This is a genomic window from Streptomyces canarius (genome assembly GCF_014650735.1).
GTDB classification, from domain to species: Bacteria; Actinomycetota; Actinomycetes; order Streptomycetales; family Streptomycetaceae; genus Streptomyces; species Streptomyces olivaceoviridis.
Map to the genome: position 1 here is coordinate 167,981 of NZ_BMVN01000016.1, position 20,480 is coordinate 188,460.

General features: G+C 72.4%; 18 protein-coding genes and 1 pseudogene. 9 read left to right on the top strand and 10 right to left on the bottom strand.

Annotation, left to right across the window (positions count from 1 at the left end; genetic code table 11):
- Window positions 1–42 precede the first annotated feature (42 nt).
- Window positions 43–2,556 carry a DEAD/DEAH box helicase gene (locus IE294_RS23335; protein ID WP_189889146.1) on the top strand — a complete coding sequence of 838 codons (2,514 nt, stop codon included), beginning with the start codon at window positions 43–45 and terminating at the stop codon, window positions 2,554–2,556.
- A 40-nt stretch (window positions 2,557–2,596) separates the two neighbouring features.
- Window positions 2,597–3,463 (top strand): acyl-CoA thioesterase, encoded by an 867-nt coding sequence (locus tag IE294_RS23340; RefSeq protein WP_189889148.1) that lies wholly within the window; start codon window positions 2,597–2,599, stop codon window positions 3,461–3,463.
- A gap of 507 nt (window positions 3,464–3,970) precedes the next feature.
- Here the strand turns inward: IE294_RS23340 and IE294_RS47775 are convergent.
- Window positions 3,971–4,819: pseudogene (locus IE294_RS47775) on the bottom strand (DUF6397 family protein); the annotation flags it as partial.
- Window positions 4,820–4,945: 126 nt separating this feature from the next.
- A complete protein-coding gene (locus IE294_RS23350; RefSeq protein WP_189889150.1) occupies window positions 4,946–5,359 on the bottom strand; it encodes a roadblock/LC7 domain-containing protein in 414 nt (137 codons plus the stop codon).
- A gap of 91 nt (window positions 5,360–5,450) precedes the next feature.
- On the opposite strand from IE294_RS23350, the gene IE294_RS23355 reads away from it, so the two are divergent.
- Window positions 5,451–5,879: a PPOX class F420-dependent oxidoreductase gene (locus tag IE294_RS23355; RefSeq protein ID WP_189818643.1), complete on the top strand. Its 429-nt coding sequence runs from the start codon at window positions 5,451–5,453 to the stop codon at window positions 5,877–5,879.
- Between the two features lie 9 nt (window positions 5,880–5,888).
- Here the strand turns inward: IE294_RS23355 and IE294_RS23360 are convergent, their stop codons facing one another.
- From IE294_RS23360 to IE294_RS23380, 5 genes are all read right to left on the bottom strand, one after another.
- Window positions 5,889–6,491 (bottom strand): GTP-binding protein, encoded by a 603-nt coding sequence (locus IE294_RS23360; RefSeq protein ID WP_189889152.1) that lies wholly within the window; start codon window positions 6,489–6,491, stop codon window positions 5,889–5,891.
- Window positions 6,492–6,721: 230 nt separating this feature from the next.
- Window positions 6,722–7,135 carry a DUF742 domain-containing protein gene (locus tag IE294_RS23365; RefSeq protein WP_189889154.1) on the bottom strand — a complete coding sequence of 138 codons (414 nt, stop codon included), beginning with the start codon at window positions 7,133–7,135 and terminating at the stop codon, window positions 6,722–6,724.
- Window positions 7,136–7,153: 18 nt separating this feature from the next.
- Entirely contained in the window at window positions 7,154–7,591 is a 438-nt protein-coding gene (locus IE294_RS23370; protein WP_189889156.1) for a roadblock/LC7 domain-containing protein, read from the bottom strand.
- The gene (locus IE294_RS23375) at window positions 7,588–10,200 is read right to left on the bottom strand and encodes a sensor histidine kinase (RefSeq protein WP_189889158.1); all 2,613 of its coding nucleotides are present in this window, start codon (window positions 10,198–10,200) and stop codon (window positions 7,588–7,590) included. The genes IE294_RS23370 and IE294_RS23375 overlap by 4 nt, the downstream gene beginning before the upstream one ends.
- 47 nt (window positions 10,201–10,247) lie before the next feature.
- Entirely contained in the window at window positions 10,248–11,021 is a 774-nt protein-coding gene (locus IE294_RS23380; RefSeq protein ID WP_189889160.1) for an MHYT domain-containing protein, read from the bottom strand.
- A 152-nt stretch (window positions 11,022–11,173) separates the two neighbouring features.
- On the opposite strand from IE294_RS23380, the gene IE294_RS23385 reads away from it, so the two are divergent.
- Window positions 11,174–11,773, top strand: a complete 600-nt coding sequence (locus tag IE294_RS23385) for a class I SAM-dependent methyltransferase (protein WP_189889162.1) — start codon at window positions 11,174–11,176, stop codon at window positions 11,771–11,773.
- A 13-nt stretch (window positions 11,774–11,786) separates the two neighbouring features.
- Here the strand turns inward: IE294_RS23385 and IE294_RS23390 are convergent, their stop codons facing one another.
- A complete protein-coding gene (locus IE294_RS23390; protein WP_189889164.1) occupies window positions 11,787–12,542 on the bottom strand; it encodes an alpha/beta fold hydrolase in 756 nt (251 codons plus the stop codon).
- A gap of 106 nt (window positions 12,543–12,648) precedes the next feature.
- Here IE294_RS23390 and IE294_RS23395 point away from each other — a divergent pair, with 106 nt between their 5' ends.
- Entirely contained in the window at window positions 12,649–13,182 is a 534-nt protein-coding gene (locus IE294_RS23395) for a PadR family transcriptional regulator (RefSeq protein WP_189889166.1), read from the top strand.
- Here the strand turns inward: IE294_RS23395 and IE294_RS23400 are convergent.
- Window positions 13,159–14,064: an oxygenase MpaB family protein gene (locus tag IE294_RS23400; protein ID WP_189889168.1), complete on the bottom strand. Its 906-nt coding sequence runs from the start codon at window positions 14,062–14,064 to the stop codon at window positions 13,159–13,161. The genes IE294_RS23395 and IE294_RS23400 overlap by 24 nt on opposite strands.
- 96 nt (window positions 14,065–14,160) lie before the next feature.
- Between IE294_RS23400 and IE294_RS23405 the strand changes: the two genes are divergently transcribed.
- Both IE294_RS23405 and IE294_RS23410 read left to right on the top strand, forming a co-directional pair.
- Entirely contained in the window at window positions 14,161–14,457 is a 297-nt protein-coding gene (locus tag IE294_RS23405) for a hypothetical protein (RefSeq protein ID WP_189889170.1), read from the top strand.
- Between the two features lie 143 nt (window positions 14,458–14,600).
- Window positions 14,601–15,440, top strand: coding sequence for a hypothetical protein (locus IE294_RS23410; protein ID WP_189889172.1), 840 nt, complete (start codon window positions 14,601–14,603; stop codon window positions 15,438–15,440).
- Window positions 15,441–15,573: 133 nt separating this feature from the next.
- Here the strand turns inward: IE294_RS23410 and IE294_RS23415 are convergent, their stop codons facing one another.
- On the bottom strand, window positions 15,574–15,756 hold the full coding sequence (locus IE294_RS23415; protein ID WP_014671229.1) for a tail-anchor membrane protein: 183 nt from the start codon (window positions 15,754–15,756) through the stop codon (window positions 15,574–15,576).
- A gap of 453 nt (window positions 15,757–16,209) precedes the next feature.
- On the opposite strand from IE294_RS23415, the gene IE294_RS23420 reads away from it, so the two are divergent.
- Together IE294_RS23420 and IE294_RS23425 are read left to right on the top strand one after the other, a co-directional pair.
- Window positions 16,210–19,074, top strand: a complete 2,865-nt coding sequence (locus IE294_RS23420; RefSeq protein WP_189889174.1) for an SCO1167/SCO6262 family helicase — start codon at window positions 16,210–16,212, stop codon at window positions 19,072–19,074.
- Window positions 19,071–20,351 (top strand): SWIM zinc finger family protein, encoded by a 1,281-nt coding sequence (locus IE294_RS23425; protein ID WP_189889176.1) that lies wholly within the window; start codon window positions 19,071–19,073, stop codon window positions 20,349–20,351. The genes IE294_RS23420 and IE294_RS23425 overlap by 4 nt, the downstream gene beginning before the upstream one ends.
- The last annotated feature ends 129 nt before the right edge of the window (window positions 20,352–20,480 follow it).

Consider the following 20,480-nt stretch of genomic DNA (forward strand, 5'->3'; position numbering starts at 1 on the left):
GCCGATTCCCCGCTCGGGCGGAAGGCCAGGCAAGATGGGGGCGTGACCCTCATCGATCAGCTGCCGCCGACCGCCGACCCCGACGCCCTGTACGAAGCCTTCGAGTCGTGGGCGCAGGAGCGCGGCCTCACCCTCTACCCCCACCAGGAAGAGGCGCTGATCGAGGTGGTCTCCGGGGCGAACGTGATCGTCTCGACGCCGACCGGCTCCGGCAAGAGCATGATCGCCGCGGGTGCGCACTTCGCCGCGCTGGCCCGGGACGAGGTCACCTTCTACACGGCACCGATCAAGGCCCTGGTGTCGGAGAAGTTCTTCGAGCTGTGCAAGCTGTTCGGCACCGAGAACGTCGGCATGCTCACCGGCGACGCCTCCGTGAACGCCGACGCGCCCGTCATCTGCTGCACCGCCGAGGTGCTGGCATCGATCGCGCTGCGCGACGGCAAGGACGCGGATGTCGGCCAGGTCGTCATGGACGAGTTCCACTTCTACGCCGAGGGTGACCGCGGCTGGGCCTGGCAGATCCCGCTGCTGGAACTGCCGCAGGCGCAGTTCATCCTGATGTCGGCCACTCTGGGCGATGTGTCCTTCTTCGAGAAGGACCTCACCCGCCGCACCGGCCGCCCCACCTCGGTGGTCCGTTCGGCGACCCGCCCGGTGCCCCTCTCCTACGAGTACAAGCTGACCCCGCTCACCGAGACGCTCACCGACCTGCTGGAGAGCAAGCAGGCGCCGGTGTACATCGTGCACTTCACCCAGGCGCAGGCCGTGGAGCGGGCGCAGGCGCTCATGAGCATCAACATGTGCTCGCGCGAGGAGAAGGACAATATCGCCGAGTTGATCGGCAACTTCCGTTTCACGACCAAGTTCGGCCGTAACCTCTCCCGTTACGTCCGGCACGGCATCGGCGTGCACCACGCCGGCATGCTGCCCAAGTACCGGCGCCTGGTGGAGAAGCTCGCCCAGGCCGGTCTGCTCAAGGTCATCTGCGGCACGGACACACTCGGCGTGGGCGTCAACGTGCCGATCCGTACGGTGCTGTTCACGGCGCTGACCAAGTACGACGGCAGCCGGGTGCGCACGCTGCGGGCCCGTGAGTTCCACCAGATCGCGGGCCGGGCCGGCCGGGCCGGCTTCGACACGGCGGGGCTGGTGGTCGCGCAGGCGCCTGAGCACGTCGTCGAGAACGAGAAGGCGCTGGCGAAGGCGGGCGACGACCCGAAGAAGCGGCGCAAGGTGGTGCGCAAGAAGGCGCCGGAGGGCTTTGTCGGCTGGACGGAGAACACCTTCCAGAAGCTGATCGAGTCGGATCCGGAGCCGCTGACCTCGCGATTCCGCGTGACGCACACCATGCTCCTGTCGGTGATCGCCCGGCCGGGCAACGCGTTCGAGGCGATGCGCCATCTTCTGGAGGACAACCACGAGCCGCGCCGGCAGCAGCTGCGCCACATCCGCCGGGCGATCGCGATCTACCGCTCGCTGCTGGACGGCGGGATCGTGGAGAAGCTGGACAAGCCGGATGCCGAGGGCCGCATCGTCCGGCTCACCGTCGACCTCCAGCAGGACTTCGCGCTGAACCAGCCGCTGTCCACGTTCGCCCTGGCCGCGTTCGAACTCCTCGACCCCGAGTCGCCGTCCTACGCGCTCGACATGGTCTCCGTCGTGGAATCCACCCTGGACGACCCCCGGCAGATCCTCGTCGCCCAGCAGAACAAGGCGCGCGGCGAGGCCGTGGCCGCGATGAAGGCGGACGGCGTCGAGTACGAGGAGCGCATGGAGCGCCTCCAGGACGTCACGTACCCGAAGCCGCTGGAAGAGCTGCTCTTCCACGCGTACAACACCTACCGCAAGAGCCACCCGTGGGTCGGCGACCACCCGCTGTCGCCGAAGTCGGTGGTCCGGGACATGTACGAGCGGGCAATGTCCTTCACCGAGCTGGTGTCCTTCTACGAGCTGGCCCGCACCGAGGGCATCGTGCTGCGCTACCTCGCCAGCGCCTACAAGACCCTGGACCACACCATCCCGGACGACCTGAAGTCCGAGGACTTGCAGGATCTGATCGAGTGGCTGGGCGAGATGGTGCGCCAGGTGGACTCCAGCCTGCTGGACGAGTGGGAGCAGCTCGCCAACCCGGAGGAGATGACCGCCGAGGAGGCCCAGGAGAAGGCGGACGAGGTCAAGCCGGTGACCACCAACGCCCGCGCCTTCCGCGTCCTGGTCCGCAACGCCATGTTCCGCCGCGTGGAGCTGGCCGCCCTGGACCAGGTCGAGGAACTGGGCGAGCTGGACGCCGAGTCCGGATGGGACGCCGAGGCGTGGGGCGAGGCGATGGACAAGTACTGGGACGAGTACGACGACCTCGGCACCGGGCCCGACGCCCGCGGCCCCAAGCTGCTCGTCATCCACCAGGAGCCGGAGAACGGCCTCTGGCGCGTCCGCCAGATCTTCGACGACCCGAACGGCGACCACGACTGGGGCATCAGCGCGGAGATCGACCTTACGGCTTCCGACGCCGAGGGGCGTGCGGTCGTCCGCGTCACCGAGGTCGGCCAGCTGTGAACCGTCCCCGGCCAGTGGCGAGCCAAGGAGAATCCCACCGATGACGAATCCGGCCGAGAGACTTGTCGACCTCCTCGACCTGGAGCAGATAGAGGTCAACATCTTCCGTGGCCGCAGCCCGCAGGAGTCTCTGCAACGGGTCTTCGGCGGGCAGGTCGCGGGCCAGGCGCTGGTCGCCGCCGGCCGCACCACGGACGGCGAGCGCCCGGTGCACTCGCTGCACGCGTACTTCCTGCGCCCGGGCCGGCCGGGGGTCCCGATCGTGTACCAGGTGGAGCGGGTCCGCGACGGACGCTCCTTCACGACGCGCCGGGTCACGGCCGTGCAGCAGGGCCGCACGATCTTCAATCTGACCGCCTCCTTTCACAAGCCTGAGGAAGGACCGTTCGAGCACCAGCTGCCGCCGGCCCGCGAGGTGCCGGACCCCGAGTCGCTGCCGACGGTCTCCGAGGAGATCCGCAAGCATCTGGGAGCCTTGCCGGAGCAGTTGGAGCGGATGGCGCGCCGCCAGCCCTTCGACATCCGGTACGTCGACCGGCTGCGCTGGAACGCCGAGGAGATCGAGGGCGCCGAGCCGCGCAGCGCCGTGTGGATGCGCGCCGTCGGTCCGCTCGGTGACGACCCGCTGGTCCACACGTGCGCGCTCACCTACGCCAGCGACATGACCCTCCTGGACGCGGTACGCCTCCCGGTGGAGCCCCTGTGGGGACCGCGGAACTTCGACATGGCCTCGCTGGACCACGCCATGTGGTTCCACCGGCCGTTCCGCGCGGACGAGTGGTTCCTCTACGACCAGGAGTCGCCGATCGCCACCGGCGGCCGTGGGCTGGCTCGCGGGCGCATCTACGACCGGCGGGGACGGCTGCTCGTCTCGGTCGTGCAGGAGGGTCTGTTCAGGGCGCTGTAGGCGACGAAACCCGGGACCGGCTGCTCAGACCCGCGCGGGCCGTGCCGGTCGTGCGCTTCTGCGCCGTAGCCAGGCCCGAAGACCGCGGGACGAGGGCGGCGGAGCGGGCTGTGCCGGCTCGTGGTCGCGAGGGACCGGTGGCATCGCGGGCCGCACGGCCGACTCCCGGGGAACGACGTACAACTCCCGGGACCGCACCCGCGACTCGGGGTGCCGCACGGCTGAATCCGTGGGTGCTGTCGCCGCCTTGATGAGCTGTGTCGCCGCCGACTCGGGCAGCCGCGTCCGCATGTGCAGGACGCGGGGTCCCAGCTCCGCGGGGCGCCCCGCCGGCTCCGGACGCCGTGTCACCGGCCCCGGGAGCGGTGCCGCCGGCTCCCGGAACGGGGTCGTCCCCCGCGCCGACTGCGGAAACTGTGCTGCCGGCTTCGGGGGCGGCGCCGCCGACTCCAGGGACCGTGCGGCCGGCTCCCACGGCCTCGTCGCCTCTTGCGTGGGACGGGTGACCGTCCGTGCCATCGGTGGGATGGGGCGTGCGACCGCTCGCATCGCCGGCGGAACCCGGTGGGCGGCCGGGCGCGGGGCCGGCGAGCTGTCGCGGGCCTCCTCGACCGAGCGCGCCAACTCGCTGCGCAGCCAGCCGACCTCGTCCGCGTCCTGCGCCGTCATGATCCGCTCGGCGAGCTGAGCGGAAGGAGACCCGGAAACCCCCAGCCCTGGTGACACGGGCCGGAACCGGTTCAGGTGAGCGCGCTCGTACGGGTCCTTGACGACGTCGGCGACCTCGATGGGCGCGAGGAAGGCGGCCACGGCTCCGGCACGGGCCCACGGGTCCTCGGCCTGCCTCAGCAGGAATCCGACCTGGCGTGCGCGCCAGTTGCGTGCCCGCAGGTCCACTCCCGCCGCCAACTGGCCCCGGAGGGTCTCGGGCGTACGCCCCTTGAGCAGGTGCGCGTGCTCCGGACTCGCCGCGAACTGGCGCAGTTCTTCCGCGAGATAGAGCCAGACGACGGCGCGGTAACGGTTGAGGTAGAACTTCACGGGCACGAGCAGGCCCAGGCGGGCGAGCCGGGTGAACCGGCCGGCCGGGATCTCCATGAGGGCGGCGCCCTCCGCCGTACCCACGACCTGCACCCGCTCGCGCAGGGACTCGGGGAAGCCGTCCTGTGCGCGGAGGCGCTCGATCTCCGCGTGCTCCACGCGCCGGCCTCCTCCCCCGCCCTCGTCGGGCACGGTCCGGATGCGGCCGAGTTGGACGGCGAGGTCGAACTCGACGCGCTTGAGCCCCAGTTCGCGAGCGGCACGGCTCGGCGTGCAGGTGCTGGGGCGGGTCGGATCGAAGGTGCTTGCCGACATGGTCGTACTCCCCCGTGGAGTCGGTGGCTCACGCCTTGCGCGTTCGCCGTGCACTCACCGTAGCCGGTTCGTCGCGTCTCGCGGCGAGCCTGTGGATAACTCCACGGGGGCAGGAAAATCAGCAGGTCAAAGGTCCGTGGTGGGGGGGCTCTCGGGTTTCCTGGCGTCGACGCCGAGGTGTTCGCCGACCCGGTTGACGAGCAGGGTCATCTCGTAGGCGATCTGGCCGATGTCGACCTGGGCCCCGCTGAGTACGCACAGACAGCTGCCGCTGCCGGCCGCGGTCACGAACAGCACGGCATCGTCGTACTCGATCATCGTCTGGCGCACCCTGCCCGCGCCGAAGTGGCGTCCTGAGCCCTTGGCCAGGCTGTGCAGCCCTGATGCCACGGCGGCAAGGTGTTCCGCGTCCTCGCGGCGTAACCCCGTGCTCGCCGCGGTGACCAACCCGTCGTTCGACAGGACCAGCCCGTGGCGTACGTGGTCCACCCGCTCGGTCAGATCGTCCAGGAGCCAGCCGAGACCCTGCTTCTGCGTCATGTCCGTCTCCCCGTGTGATGTCTCCCCCTGGCTGGAGGAACTGCCCGCAAGCCTTCCCCACGACCGGCGTGCGGGCAAGGAGGATGGGCGCATGGCAGAGAAGATGACCGATGAGGAATGGCGGGCGTTCGTCCTGGACGGCACTCGCACCGGCAAGCTCTCCACCGTCCGTGCCGACGGAAGCCCGCATGTGGCTCCGATCTGGTTTCTGCTGGACGGGGACGAGTTGGTGTTCAACACCGGCAAGAACACGGCGAAGGGCCGCAATCTGGCCCGTGACGGCAGGGTGGCCCTGTGCGTGGACGACGACCGTCCGCCGTTCCACTTCGTGGTGCTGAACGGCCGTGCCCAACTGTCGGAGGATCTGGCCGAGGTACGTCTGTGGGCGACCCGGATCGCCGCCCGGTACATGGGCGAGGACCGCGCCGAGGAGTACGGCGCCCGCAACGGCGTCCCGGGTGAACTGCTCGTCCGTGTGACCATCGACAACGTACTGGCCGTGCGGGACATCGCGGCCTGAGCGGCGGGCTCAGCCGACGGAGTCCAGGAGCCGGGCGGTGTGCATCCGCCCGGCGTACTCGACCAGCCTGATCAGCACTTCCTTACCGGAGTCGCGGTCGCGCGCGTCGCACAGCACCACGGGTGTGCCGCGGTCGAGATCGAGTGCCCGGGAGACGTCGTGGGCGCCGTAGGAGCGGGCTCCCGTGAAGCAGTTGACGGCCACCACGAACGGGATGCGCCGGTGCTCGAAGTAGTCGACGGCCGGGAAGCAGCCCTCCAGTCGCCGGGTGTCCGCGAGGACCACGGCGCCGAGGGCGCCCTGGGCCAGTTCGTCCCACAGGAACCAGAAGCGGTCCTGTCCCGGTGTGCCGAAGAGGTAGAGCGAGAGGCCGGAGCGGATGGTGATGCGGCCGAAGTCCATGGCCACGGTGGTGGTGACCTTCTGGTCCACGCCGTCGGTGCAGTCCACCAGTTGACCCGCTTCGCTGAGCAGTTCCTCGGTGCGCAGCGGCCGGATCTCGCTGACGGCCCCCACCAGGGTCGTCTTGCCGACGCCGAAACCACCGGCGACCAGTATCTTCAGCGCCAGGGCGGAGGTGTCGCCGACGGTGTCGGTGTGCTCGGAGACCATGATCACTTCTCTCGGGAGGGCCGGCCTCGGCCGGCGTCCGCGTGCTCCGGGGGTGAAGGCAGCATCATGACAATGGGGATGCGGGTCGGGGCGATGGGACCGAAGTACAGCTGATAAGAGCGGCTGGGGCCCGGTCGTTGGCGCAACGCGCCCGGATCGGACGCACCGGGACGCGGTCGGGCGTACAGATGCTGACACGGCGAGGCGTACGGCGGTGTCCGGACGTTCATCTACAGTGCTCGCAATCCCTCGATGACCTCGCGCAGGATCCGCTCGTCGGGCAGGTGCGCCGGTGGCACGGGGCGGCTGATGGTCACACAGCCGAGTTCCAGGAGGTCCCCGAGAAGCACCCTGACCACGCCGACCGGCAGGTCCGCGTCCGCGGCGAGTTCGGCGACGGACTGCGTCTCCGGGCGGCACAGGTCGATCAGGGTCCGGTGCTCGGGGCCGAGCGCGGTGTCGTCGTCGAGCGCCGGTGCGGCGGGGTCGAGGGTGACGAGTGCGATCAGGTCGAAGCGCACTCCGGTCGGCCCGGGCTGGGTGCGGCCACCCGTCATGGCGTAGGGGCGGACCAGGGGTCCGGCCTCGCCGTCGTACCACTGGCTGCCCGGCTCCCGGGGCTCGCCGGTCGGGTTCTCGGTCACCGGTGCCGCCTTCCCGGTTCATCCGGCCGCAGGCGGTCGCGCCGCGACGCGCGGCGCCGTGTAGAGATGCTCGCCGACCTGTTTGACCAGGCGGGCCATCTCATAGGCGACCAGCCCGATGTCGGCCGTGACCGCGGTGAGCAGGGCGAGGCAGGAACCGTCACCCGCCGCGGCCACGAAGAGGAACGCGTCGTCCATCTCGACCATCGTCTGGCGCACTCCGCCCGCTCCGAAGTGCCGTCCCGCGCCTTTGGCGAGGCTGTGGAAGCCGGAGGCCACGGCGGCGAGGTGCTCGGCATCCTCCCGCGCGAGGTCGGTGGAGGCGCCGACCGCCAGGCCGTCGTTGGAGAGCACGACGGCGTGCCGTACCTCGCGCACGCGTGTCACCAGGTCGTCGAGCAGCCAGTCCAGTTCGCCGGACCGCCGGCCGGTCCGCGGTGTCGGGTCCTGGATCATGCCGGGTCTCCTTCGCTGCTGTGACTGCCCGTTTCCGGTTCCGGTGCGGCGCCGCGGCCGGGCCGCCTGCCACCGCCGCGCGCCCATCCGTCTCGGTAGGCCGCCATACGGTCCCGTACGAGTTCGGGAGTGCGCCGGTCGTCGCCGTGGCGGGCGGGCTGCTGGGCCGGCTCTTCGGGGCGCTGGTGGCGCAGTTGCGGGGCGAGGCTCGCCTGGCGCACACGGCGTGGGAGGTCGTCGGAGGGCTCGGAGCCGTCCGGCGAGCGGTGCAGTCTCAGGGCGGTGACGCCGGGGGGCGGGGGTTCGTGGGCGGTGTCGTAGGAGCGGGCCGCCGTGCCGGCGCCGTCCGGGCCCGGGACCGGCCGGGTGCCGTGGGGGTCGGCCGCCTTCCCGGTGCTCTGGGGACCAGGTGTCCGTGTGGTGCCGTGCGGGCCGGGTGCGGTGGCTGCCAGGGCGGGACGGTCCGGCCACGCGGTGACGGCCTCCTCCTGGGCCGAGGTCGCGCCGGGCACGCGCGCGTAGGCGCGTTCCTCGTCGGTTCGGGTCTGTTCGCCCGGGGATTTTGGTGAGCCGCTGTGCAGCAGGGCCTTCGGCAGCAGGACCACGGCGGTGGTGCCTCCGTACGGCGAGGTCCGCAGATGCACCTTGATGTCGTGCCGGGAGGCGAGCCTGCTGACCACGAAGAGTCCGAGACGGTCGCTGTCGAAGAGGTCCAGCGCCTCCGACTGTTCGATGCGGCGGTTGGCCTCGGCCAGGGTCTCGGCCCCCATGCCGAGCCCCCGGTCCTCGACCTCCAGGGCGTAGCCGTTGCCGACCGGTTCGCCGGTGACCCGCACGCGCGTGTGCGGTGGTGAGAACTGGGCGGCGTTCTCGACGACTTCGGCGAGCAGATGGGTGAGGTCGGCGACCGCAGCGCCGATGACGTACGCCTCGGGGAACTGGCGCACCTCCACGCGCGCGTAGTCCTCGATCTCCGAGACGGCGGCGCGTACGACGTTCGTCAGGGACACCGGCATCCGCCAGGCCCGGCCGGGCGCGGCGCCGGACAGGATGATCAGGCTCTCGGCATGGCGCCGCATCCGGGTCGTGAGGTGGTCCAGGCGGAACAGGTCACTGAGTTCGTCCGGGTCGTCGGAACGCCGCTCCATGCTGTCCAGGAGGCTGAGCTGACGGTGGACCAGGACCTGGCTGCGACGGGCCAGGTTGACGAAGACTCCGGAGATGCCGCTGGCGAGCTCGGCGCGCTCCACGGCGGCGCGCAGCGCGGCGCGGTGCACGGTGGTCAGGGCTTCCGCGACCTGACCGGTCTCGTCCTCGGCCGGCGGTCCGGAGGGGGCCTCGGCCCGGATGTCGATCTCCTCGCCCGCGCGCAGCTTGCGCATCGCTTCCGGGAGTTTGCGGCGGGCGATCTCCAGCGCGTCGTTGCGCAGGCTCACGAGTTCGACCACGAGAGCCCGTCCGATGCGGACGGAGATGACGAGGGAGGCGGCGACGGCGGCGAGTCCCAGGAGTACGGCGGCTCCGGCGGGGCTGAGCAGGCCGCGGGCGACCGGGTCGGCGCGGCCGGCGACGGCACGGCCGGCGGCTGCCGCGACGGTCCGCATGCCGTCCTGTACGCGCGCGTGTGCGGCGTTCCAGCCGGCTTGCGGGGCCTTGTCGGCGACTTGGACACCCGGTCCGGCGGCGAGCAGGTTGTTCTCGGCGGTGCCCAGGGTGGTGTAGGAACCGCCGGCGGTCAGATCCCGCCAGGCGGCGCGCTGGGCGGCGGGAAGGTCGGTCACCGCGGTCTCGGTGAGGACACGGCGCGTGGCGACGGCGGCGCTGAAGAGCCGCAGTCGCTCTCCCTGGAGGGTGCCGGCGGTCCGAGCGCTGCCCAGCAGGGCGTCCTCCTGGGCCAGCGCTTCGGCGGCGCGGGAGAATTCGAGCAGCACGCGCGCGTCAGAGGCGACATCGGTCTGCTGGACGCCGGTGAGGGCACCGTCGACCGCGAAGGCGGCGCCGATGGTCTTCGTGTACTGCGTGTACACCTCGTCCCAGCCCGCCTTGTGGCCCCGTACGGCTGTTCTCAGTGCGCGGAGGTGTTCGGCGCCCGTGACGAAGGCATCGAGGCGCCTGGAGACACCGGCGGGCAGTTCCTGGCTGTCGGCGACGGTGCTGTCCCGGCCGAGCCGCAGCCTGTCCACGGCTCGGCCGGTGCGGGCCGCGAGGTCTTCCAGAGCGCCGCCGGCGCCGGCGCGGGGGTCCGTGGCGTAGCGGACGGCCGCGGTGCGCTCGGCCTGCAACGCGGTGACGGCCGCGGCCACCGGGCTGCGCAGTTCGGCGTCGATCCGTTGCGACTGGCGCAGCCGGGCGACGTCCTGGGCGGTGCTGACGGTGGCGTACGCCCAGAGGGCGAGCAGGGAGACGACGGGCACCATCAGCAGGCTGACCACCTTGGCGCGCACCGTGCGGGGGCGCAGGTGCCGGCGGCTTCCACGCGCGCGTGCGGAATCGGACGGCGGGCCGAGCGTGCCGCGGCCCTCGTCGGCGGGTGGTCCGGCGTGTGCGCGGCGTCCGCGCGGACGGTGCGCCGGGGCGGCGGCGTTCTCGGGTGTACGGGGTGGGCGCATGGCCTCCTCGCTCGGGACGTGGTCGGTGCGCTCGGGCCGGGGTCCCGCTAGCGGGCGACGCTTTCGACGGGCCGCTGGGCGGAGGCGGACGCCTCGCGCTCGTCGGCGGTGGGCGAGAGGGCGACGAAGGCCGAGGTGATGAACAGGTAGGACCCGAGGCCGACGGCGAGGGGGAAGATGAACTGCATCGCCGTGGCCCCGGGCAGGGCGTCGCCGGAGGGCTCCACGCGCACGCTCACCGCGAACATCCCGGTGTAGTGCATGCTGGTGACGGCCGCTCCCATGACGAGGGAGGCGACGGTGACGGCGAGGGGTGACTTGATGTTGAGTCCCGCCCACAGGGCCGCGGTCGCCGCGACCACGGCGATCAGTACCGACAGTCCGACGAGGACGGGGTCGTACGTGACGTCGCCGTGCAGCCGGACGGCCGCCATGCCCAGGTAGTGCATGCTGGCGACGCCCAGCCCGGTGGTGAGACCGCCGAGGAGGAGCGCGCGGTTGCGGTCGTGGCTGTAGCCGACGGCGAAGACGCCGGCGCAGACGACGACCATGGCGACGAGAAGGCTGAGGATGGTCAGCGGCACGTCGTAGCGGATGTCGCTGCCGCTGACGCGGAAGCCGAGCATGGCCACGAAGTGCATGGTCCAGATGCCCGTTCCGATCGAAGAGGCGGCGGTGACGAGCCAGTTCCGACGCGCGCGGCCGGTGGCGGCGAGCGCACGGACGGTGCAGCGCAGTCCGAGTGCGGCGCCTATGCAGGCCATCACGTACGACAGTACGGGTGTCAGCCAGCCGAAGGCGGCGTGGTCCAGGTGTCCCATGGCCCCGGGACGCTAGCGGGGGCAAGGGCGTACAAAGGGGGCGCATTTCGAAAGGTGCCGGAATATGGCGCACAGTTGTGCCGGAACGATCGCGTCCCGCTCGAACATGTGCACAACGACTTCCCTCGTGGCAGTGAGGAATCATGCGGAACATGAACGACGACCACACACATGTCCAGGATTTCTTCACCGCCCGCGCCGCCGACTGGGACAGCCGGTTCCCGGACGACGGTCCGGCCTACGCAGCGGCCGTGGCCGACCTGGGGCTGCGGGAAGGGGACCGCGTGCTGGACGCGGGCTGCGGCACGGGGCGGGCCCTGCCGCCCCTGCGGGCCGCCGTGGGCCCCTCCGGGGTGGTGCTGGGGGTGGACCTGACCCCGGCGATGCTCCAGGCCGCCGTACGAGCGGGCAGGCACCGCGACGGGCGGCTGGTGCTCGCCGACGTCGCCGCGCTCCCGCTGCGCTCGGGTTGTCTGGACGCCGTGTTCGCCGCGGGCCTGATCGCCCACCTGCCGCATCCGGTGGACAACCTGCGGGAACTGGCCCGTGGCGTACGGCCGGGCGGGACGCTCGCGCTCTTCCATCCCATCGGCCGCGCGGCCCTCGCGGCACGTCAGGGGCGCCAGATCACCCCTGACGACCTGCGGGCCGAGACCAACCTCCGGCCGCTCCTCGCGCGTGCGGGCTGGCGGATGACGTCGTACACCGACGAGGACGCCCGCTTCCTGGCGCTCGCGGTGCGCGAGGGCTGAAGATCGGGTCGGGTCAGCCCGTTCCGTTGACGGCTGCCACGAAGGCGTCGGGGTTGTCGAACATCACGTTGTGCCCGGCGCCCGGCACCGTCACCACGCGCACCCCGGCGGCTTCCAGGCCCTCCCGGCCCGCGAGTTCGCCGCTGTGCTCGCCCTGGAGGAAGACGCGGTCGACGTGCAGCCCTTCAAGGAGCGTCCGCATCACGGGCTCGGAGCCCTTGCGCAGGCCGACGGCACTGCGGTGCAACGCGCGCGGGTCGGCCAGCCGCATCGTCGCCGCCCACAGCGGGCCGACCGCCTCCAGCACGCGCGCGTGCCCCCCTTCGACGAACTCGTCCTCCCGGTAGGCGGCGATTCCGCTGCTGCCGGCGGTCGGCGGCGGGAAGGCGTCCAGGTTGGCCTCCGTCAGCACCAGCCGGGAGACCAGGTCGGGCCGCCGGTGGGCGAGGACGACTGCTACGGCCCCGCCCATGCTGTGCGCGATCAGTTCGGCGCCGGCGACCTCGGCCGCGTCCAGCGCGGTGGCCACCGCGTCGGCGTGGTCCTCCAGCGTGTACCCGAAGTCCTGGGGGCGGTCGCTCGTGCCGTGTCCCGGCAGGTCCACGAACAGGCTGCGGCGCCCCGCGAGTTCGGGGCGTGCCGCGATGTGCGCGTGGTACACGGCGGACATCGCTCCGAGTCCGTGCAGATACACCCGGGCGGGCCCCGCCCCTGGCGCCTCGGTCCACCGGATCCGGCTTCCTCTGCTGTCGAACGTGGCCTGCTGCACCGTGCCCCTCCCTGTGATCCGTGACGTCGGGACAATACATCGGCAGCGATGTATGCCGTCAAGACGGTATTGGCTCAGCGATGCATACCTGCGGGAGAATGCGGCCATGCTCGAACTCGCCATCCTCGGATTCCTGTACGGCGCCCCCCTGCACGGATACGTTCTGCGCCGCCACATCGCGGCGCTCACCGGCCATGTGCGGCCCGTCGCCGAGAGCACGCTGTACCCCGCGATCAAGCGCTTGGAGAAGGCCGGTCTGCTGGTGCGGGCCACCGAACCCGGCGCCGTGGCCGCGCCGCGCCATGTGCTGAGACTGACCGAGGAAGGCGGGCGCGAGCTGAAGCGCCGGCTCGCCGAGCCCGCCCAGCGTGAGATCACCGACGAGAACCACTGGTTCACGCTGCTCGCGTTCCTGCGGCACCTGGAGGACCCCGCCGCGCAGGCGGCCGTGCTGCGGCGCCGGCTGGCCTTCCTGGAGGAGCCGGCGAGCTTCTTCTACGAGGGCGACCGGCCGCTGCGCGCCGAGGAACTGGACGACCCGTTCCGGCGCGGCGTTCTCACCATCGCGCGCGCCACGAGCCGGGCCGAACTGGCCTGGCTGCGTGACACCCTGGCGTCACTCGACGGGGCCGGCCGCTGAGCCGTCCTGGTGCCGTACCGGGCAACCGCGCAGGCCGGGGACCGGCCGCGTGCCCAGGTCGGCGACGCGATAGCCGTTCGGGTAGCCCCTGACCTCCCAGTTCTGGCGCGCGAAGTGCGGGCTGCGGCGCGGCGGCAGCAGCCGGACCAACCGGCCGCACGTCCGTACGGCGCGGCGCACCAGCGCGGAGGTGGCGGCGCCGGGTCGCGGGTAGCGGAACGCGCGCAGCAGGGGCTCGTCGAGCAGCGCGAGCGTGGCAGTGCGCAGCAGCGGCGCCAGGGGGCGCGGGTACCAGGACGCCATCAGGTCGAGGGTGGCGTCGGAGACCCTGCGGGCCTCCTCGTCCCAGCCGAAGCGGGCCTCTTCGTAGGAGTCGAGAAGGGCCTCGAACTCCTCGTAGGTGCGGGGGATGTCCGGGATGCCCATGTGCCGGCCGAGGGTGCGGTAGTACTCGGTGGTGGCGACGATCTCGTGCCGGGACAGCCGCCGCCAGCCGTAGGCGTCGATCCAGCGCCGGGGCATCGCCACGAAGGTGCTCAGTACGTACCGTATGTCGTCGTCGCCGATGTCGTAGCTGCGGTGCATCTGGTTGATACGGCGGATCGCGGTGCGTCCCTGCTCCGTCGCGAAGCCGTGCTCCACGATGGTGTCCAGGAGCAGCACGGTGTCGTCGTACCGCTTCTGCGTGTGCTCGGTCAGCTCCGCCGTCCGCGCGAGCAGCCGCCCGATGGCGGGCACCGCGTAGGTGCGGTACAGAGCCAGCTCAAGAGCGCGGGTGTAGTCCCAGGGGAACTCGTACGGGACGCTGATCCGGTAGATCTCCAGCGCGTCCGCCACCGGGTCCAGTCGGCGGATCTCCGCGAGCCGCTCGAACCGCTTCACCGCGTCGTCCCCCTTCTGCCGCCGAACCTGCAACTCTACGTTGTGGAGCAGCAGATGGGCGATCGTAGTGACCCCGTTCAGGGAAAGGTGGTCCGCGTGTTCGACAGGATCCGCAGGTACGCCGGCCGGCTCGGCGGCTCCACGCAGGAGCGGCCGGAGGGTGCCCGGGAAAGGCGCGCGCACAACTTGTTCGAAGCGGCGGCCGTCTATGTCGCGGCCCGCGCGGAGGACGACCAGGACCGGATCGAGGAAGCGGCAGCGTGGGTGTCCCCGGAGGCCCTGTCCTTCGGGGTGAGCGAGCTGGCCTGCCGGGCGGTCGTCGCGCTGGCCCAGGAACGCGACGAGACACCCGCCGCGGTGGCCCGCGACCTCCTCGGACTGCCTGCGGCCTGAACGGAACTTCCTTCTCCACATGTGGCCGTTTCGCCCCTGTCCAGGCGGAAACCAGCAGCTCCGCGTGGTGCGCGGAGTCGTGACAAGCGGCTTCCGCTCGCACTAGGGTGCGCGCCGATGGACGAACCACTGGGGAGGCAGGGATGGCCGGGACGGACGATGAGCCCGTCGCCGCCGCGGACGATGCGCTGTACGTGCTGACGGCGGTACTGCTCACGCCGGCACAGTTTCCGAGCGTGCTGGGCGACGACTACGCGGAGGCGTGTGCGGCGCTGGACCTGGCGCCGCGGGCCGACGGGTACGGCCTGGTGCTGGGCCAGGACGGGCACGGCGCTCGCTGGACGGTCGTGATCGACGACGTCTCGCTGGTCGCCGTGGCCATCGCCTCCTGGGACTGCGGCATGGAGTACGAGCTGTCGCCGGACGAGCGCGCGGTCGTGACCGCCCTGCCGGGATGGCCCCTGGCCGTCGCCGTCGCGGCACCCGGCGTGCCCGCTCCCCACGACCCGCCCGCCGAGGAGGCCGGACGGCCGGCGCTGTGCCCGCCGGACACCGGCTCCTGGGGGCCCGCCCAGCGCCGGCTGGGTGCCGACGAGATAGCGTTGCAGTGGTCCGCCTGGCGGGAGCAGATCAACGACGCCGACTTCCCCGTGCCCGGTGGGCCTGCGCAGGCCGTGGAGTCCGCGCAGGAGGGCGAGGGCGCCAGGGCCGGCGGCCACACCGGGGTCCGCCGGGTGCTCGCGGAAGCGCGCGCCTACGTCGACTCCCCGCCGCCGCTCGGCCGCGTGCGCTCGTCGTTCGCCCCCGGCGAGGCCCGTACGCTGCGTGCGGACGGCCCCGGCTGGTCGATCGTGGCCCGCACCGACGACATCGCGTTCGTGCTGCTCGACGAGGAGCCCGGCGAGGTACTGCCGGTGGGCCGGGGGCCCGAGCTGCCCGGTCTGCTGGAGGCGCTCGACAAGATGGCCGTACGGCCCCTGTGAGCCGGGGCGGCCGGACGAGGCCTCCCGGCCGCTCCCCCGTGAGCCGCGCCGCGCCTGGGCGACCCGGCTCCCCATGGCTCGGCCGGCCCGTCCGGGCAGCTCGGCGAGTGGCGCCTTGCCGTGCGCCGGTGCCTCAGCGGCCGAGCTCCTTGCGGGCGACTCTGCGCAGCCTGCGCCGCTGTGAGGGGTCCAGGGCGAGGTAGGCGGCTGCCGGAACTCCCACGACGATCAGGAACGCCACCCACCAGGGCAGCCATATGAGCAGGATCAGCCCGACCGCCACGCCCCCTGCGGCGATCTTCGCGTTCATGGACATGAGCGTCGCCTCCTTCGCGGCCACTGCCGCTCTCTGATCTGAGAACGGCCCCTCGCTCCCCGTGGTTCCGCGCCCCGACCCTGAGACATCCCTGAGCCGCACCCCTAGTGGTCCTAGACGCGCGCCGAGGGGCTGCCGGCAGTGGACGGGATGCGGCGAGGCGTGTCGGGCGGGCGGGGCGCGGGGAGGCTGGCGGGACGCGGGGAGGCGTTGGCGGTCGGCGAGACGCGCTGAGCCGTTGGATCCGACGGCATGCGATCTCTTCCACCCGGCCCCGATCCCCCTTTTCGCTCCGCGTCGCGCTTGCCGCCCTTACAGGCGACGAGCACGGGTCCTTCGAACAGATTGTGGAGTGACCCACGTCATGCCATCGCCAGGACGAGAACGCCCTGGACGTCCTGTACTCTCGGCGACTCCGGTCGAGTAGTCAAATTTGAGGAGTGCGGCAGAGCTGTGCAGACCATCCCCACGGCATCACCCTCCGACCTGGCCGAACTGACCCAGTGCTGCGTCGTGTTCCTGCCGTCCGATCCCCCGCGCGCGGGCCGCATTGGCTTCTGGCGACCGGACGGTGGGCCTCCGCCCACACACGCGGAGGGTTCGCCGGCAGATCTGGACCTCGTACGACCCTCAGCCGACGGCGGCGTCGAACGCGTCCCGCTGCCCGTCCTCCTGCTCCCCGTCCGCACCGCCCTTCCGGTGTTCGCACGCGCGCGTGCGCTGCCGTGGGAAGACCGGGCCGCCGCGTTCTGGCGGACCGCTTACGAACTGGCCCTCGGCTTCGTGGCGCGCGGTCTGCTCCTGCCGGGCCTGTCCGCAGGCGATCACGACGCCTGGCGCGTGGGCCCGCTGTCCGCGCGCGACGCGGAACTGGTCCGCGAACTCGCCGCCGCCATGCCACCGGAGGCGCATGCCGTGCCGCTCACGGCGGACGGGCCACCGCTGTTGCCCGACCCGGAGCGGCTGCTGCGCGCCTTCCTCGACGCGATCGCCGACGTGCTGCCGCGCTCCCCCGCCGCCCCTTGGGTGACCGGCGGCCCCGCGTACACGGCGCTGGAGCCGCGGCGTCTGCCCGCGCTGCGGGCGTGGGCCGACGACATCGCCGCCGGTCATGACGCGGGGGTGCGGCTGTCGCTGCGCGTGGAGGCGTCCGGTCTCGACACCGTCTCCCCGGACGAGGCTCCGGTCCGCTTCCGTGCGGTCCTCCAGCTGCACGGCCAGGGCGGGCCGGCGGACGTCATGGATGCCGCCGGACTGTGGACCGGTGCGGACACCGCGCCCGCGGCGTTCGCTCCACGCGCGCGTGCGGACGCGTTGCTGGCGCTGCGCCGGGCGGCCCGGGCCTGGCCGCCGCTGACGCCGCTGCTCTCCGCCGCCGTACCGGATGCCGTGGACCTTGCCGACGACGAGATCGCCGAGCTGCTGGGCGAGGGCGCGCGGGCGCTGGCCGCCGTAGGGGTCGACGTGCACTGGCCCCGGCACCTGGCACGCGGCCTCACCGCGCACGCGGCCATCGGCCCGCCGGACGACGGCGCCGCACCGTCCGGAACCTCCGCCATGCCGTCGTTCCTCAGCGCGGACGAGAGAGTCACGTTCAGCTGGTGGTTCGACCTGGGCGGGCGGGAGCTGTCCCGGGAGGAGCTGGACCGGTTGGCGGAGGCCAAGCGTCCCCTGGTGCGGCTGCGCGACGGCTGGGTCCTGGTCGATCCGCGGGAGGCGGAGCGGGCCCGGACCGAGCGGGACCGGTCCGTCACTCCCGTCGAGGCGCTGGCCGCGGCTCTGACGGGCTCGACGGAGGTCGACGGCCGACGGGTCGACGTACGGCCCACGGGGTGGCTGGAGGGGCTGCGGGAGCGGCTGACGGCCCAGGACGCGGCCCTCACCGTCGGGCAGCCGCCGGGCCTGGCCGCGACCCTGCGGGACTACCAGCTGCGCGGTCTCGACTGGCTGGCCCGCACGACATCGCTCGGACTGGGCTGCTGCCTGGCCGACGACATGGGGCTTGGCAAGACGATCACGCTGATCGCGCTGCACCTGCACCGGCAGACAGATCCGGCGGCGGCCGGGCCCGCTCTCGTGGTCTGCCCGGCCTCGCTGCTGGGCAACTGGCAGCGCGAGATCGAGCGGTTCGCTCCCGGGGTGCCGGTGCGCCGGTTCCACGGACCCGGACGCGATCTGGCGTCTTTGGGGGACGGCGAGTTCGTCCTGACCACGTACGGCACACTGCGCCTGGACGGCGCCCGGCTCGCCGGGGTCCCGTGGGGGATGGTCGTGGCCGACGAGGCGCAGCATGTGAAGAACCCCTACTCGGCGACCGCGCGGGCGCTGCGCACGGTCGGCGCACGCGCGCGCGTGGCACTCACCGGCACGCCGGTGGAGAACAACCTCACGGAACTGTGGGCGATCCTCGACTGGACGACACCCGGCCTGCTCGGGGGACTCGGCGGCTTCCGCGCGCGCTACGCACAGCCCGTCGAAGGCGGCCGGGACCCCGCCGCGGCACAACGGCTCGCCCGGCTCGTCGGACCGTTCCTGCTGCGGCGGCGCAAATCCGATCCGGGCATCGCCCCCGAGCTTCCGCCGAAGACCGAGACGGATCACCCGGTGCCGCTCACGGCTGAACAGGCGGGGCTGTACGAGGCGTTGGTGCGCGAGACCCTGGACCGCATCGCGGCCGTCGACGACATGACCCGCCGTGGCCTGGTCATGCGGCTGCTGACCGGTCTGAAGCAGATCTGCAATCATCCGGCGCAGTTCCTCAAGGAGGACGATCCGCGGCTCGCGGGACGCTCGGGCAAGCTGGAGTTGCTGGACGAACTGCTCGGCACCATCCTCGCCGCGGACTCGGGCGTGCTGGTCTTCACGCAGTACGTGCGCATGGCCCGGCTGCTCGAACGGCACCTGGCGGCCCGCGGGGTGTCCTCGCTGCTTCTGCACGGCGGGACGCCGGTCGCCGCGCGTGAGGATCTGGTACGGCGCTTCCAGGCGGGCGAGGCCCCGGTGTTCCTGCTGTCCCTCAAGGCCGCCGGGACGGGACTGAACCTCACCCGGGCCGAGCACGTCGTGCACTACGACCGCTGGTGGAATCCGGCGGTGGAGGCGCAGGCCACCGACCGGGCGTACCGCATCGGGCAGACCCGTCCGGTGCAGGTGCACCGGCTGATCGCCGAGGGGACCCTGGAGGACCGCATCGCGGAGATGCTGGGCCGCAAACGGGAGCTGGCCGACGCCGTGCTCGGTTCCGGTGAGACGGCTCTGACGGAACTGTCGGACGACGAACTGGCCGCACTGGTGGAACTGCGCGGGGAGGCGCGATGAGCCGCTACGACGAGGAGGACGGACGTGACGCGGGGCGCACGTTCGCCGCGCTGCCGCCCGCGCGCGGGCGCGCCTTCGCCCGGAGCTGGTGGGGGCGCGCCTGGCTGCGGGCGCTGGAGGACGCCGCCCTGGAAGCCGCTGCGGTCAAGGCCGGGCGCCGGCTCGCGCGCGCGGGCGGCGTCGGTGCGGTGACGGTACGGCCGGGCCGCGTCACCGCCGTCGTACGCGACCCCTCAGGTGCGGCGCACCGGGCCGACGTCCTGCTGCCGCGGCTGTCCGACGAGGAGTGGGCACGGTTCGAGGATCTCGCCGTGGAGCAGGCCGGTCACATGGCCGCGCTGCTCGACCGGGAGCTTCCGCCGCATCTGATGGAGGACGCGGCGGTGGCGGGGATCGAACTCCTGCCGGGCCTGGGCGATCTGGATCCGGAGTGCGACTGCGGTGCCTGGGACCACTGCGGGCACACCGTCGCCCTCTGCCACCAGGTGGCGCGGCTGCTGGACGAGGATCCGTTTCTGCTCCTGCTGGTGCGCGGGCGGGACAAGGACGCCTTCCTGGCGGAGCTGCACGTCCGCAGTACCGCGGAGCCGTCCGGGGCGACGCCTCCGGTCACGGGGGTGGACGCGGCCGAGGCATGGGCGGCCGGCGAGATCCTGCCGCCGCTGCCCGAGTTGCCCGGGCTCCCTTCGGCACCCGGCGCGTCACCGTCCTTCGCCGGGTCACCGGCCGCGCCGGGGATGGATCCCGCGGCGCTGGAACACCTGGCCGGTCGCACCGCCGTGGAGGCGTACCGGCTGCTGGCGGCAGCGCTGCGTGGTGGGACGCGGGCCTGTGCGGACCTGACGGCCGCTCAGGACGCCGTACGCCTGGCGTGTGGTCCGGCCCCCGCCGCCGTCGCCGAGCGGCTCGCCGTGGGGTCGGGACGTGGACGCGACGGGCTCATGACAGCCGTCCTCGCCTGGCGGACCGGTGGCGCGGCGGCGCTGGCGGTTCTCGACGAGGACCGGGAGGTGGAGGGAGCGGCGCTCGCACGCGCGCGTGCGGCTCTGGAAGCGGCCTGGGAGGCGGACGAGCGGCCGGTGTTCCACAGGAGCGGCAACCGGTGGACCGTCCAGGAGGAAGGCGTTCAGCTGCGGCTCGGGCGCGAGGGCCACTGGTGGCCGTATCGGGACGAGGGAGGACGCTGGGTACCGGCGGGCGGGGCCGATCCCGACCCCGCGACGGCACTGGCCTCCGCGCGGTGGGACGTGACGGCTCCCGCGCCGGAAGGTTCCTGACACGCCGTCATCGCGGGCTCGGCGCGATCCGATGAGCGGCGGACGCCGGCCGTTCACCGCGCGGTCGCGCGGCGTTCCTCCGGGGGCCCAATGGTGTCGGCAGCCCATGACCTTGCTCCAGGAGGCCCG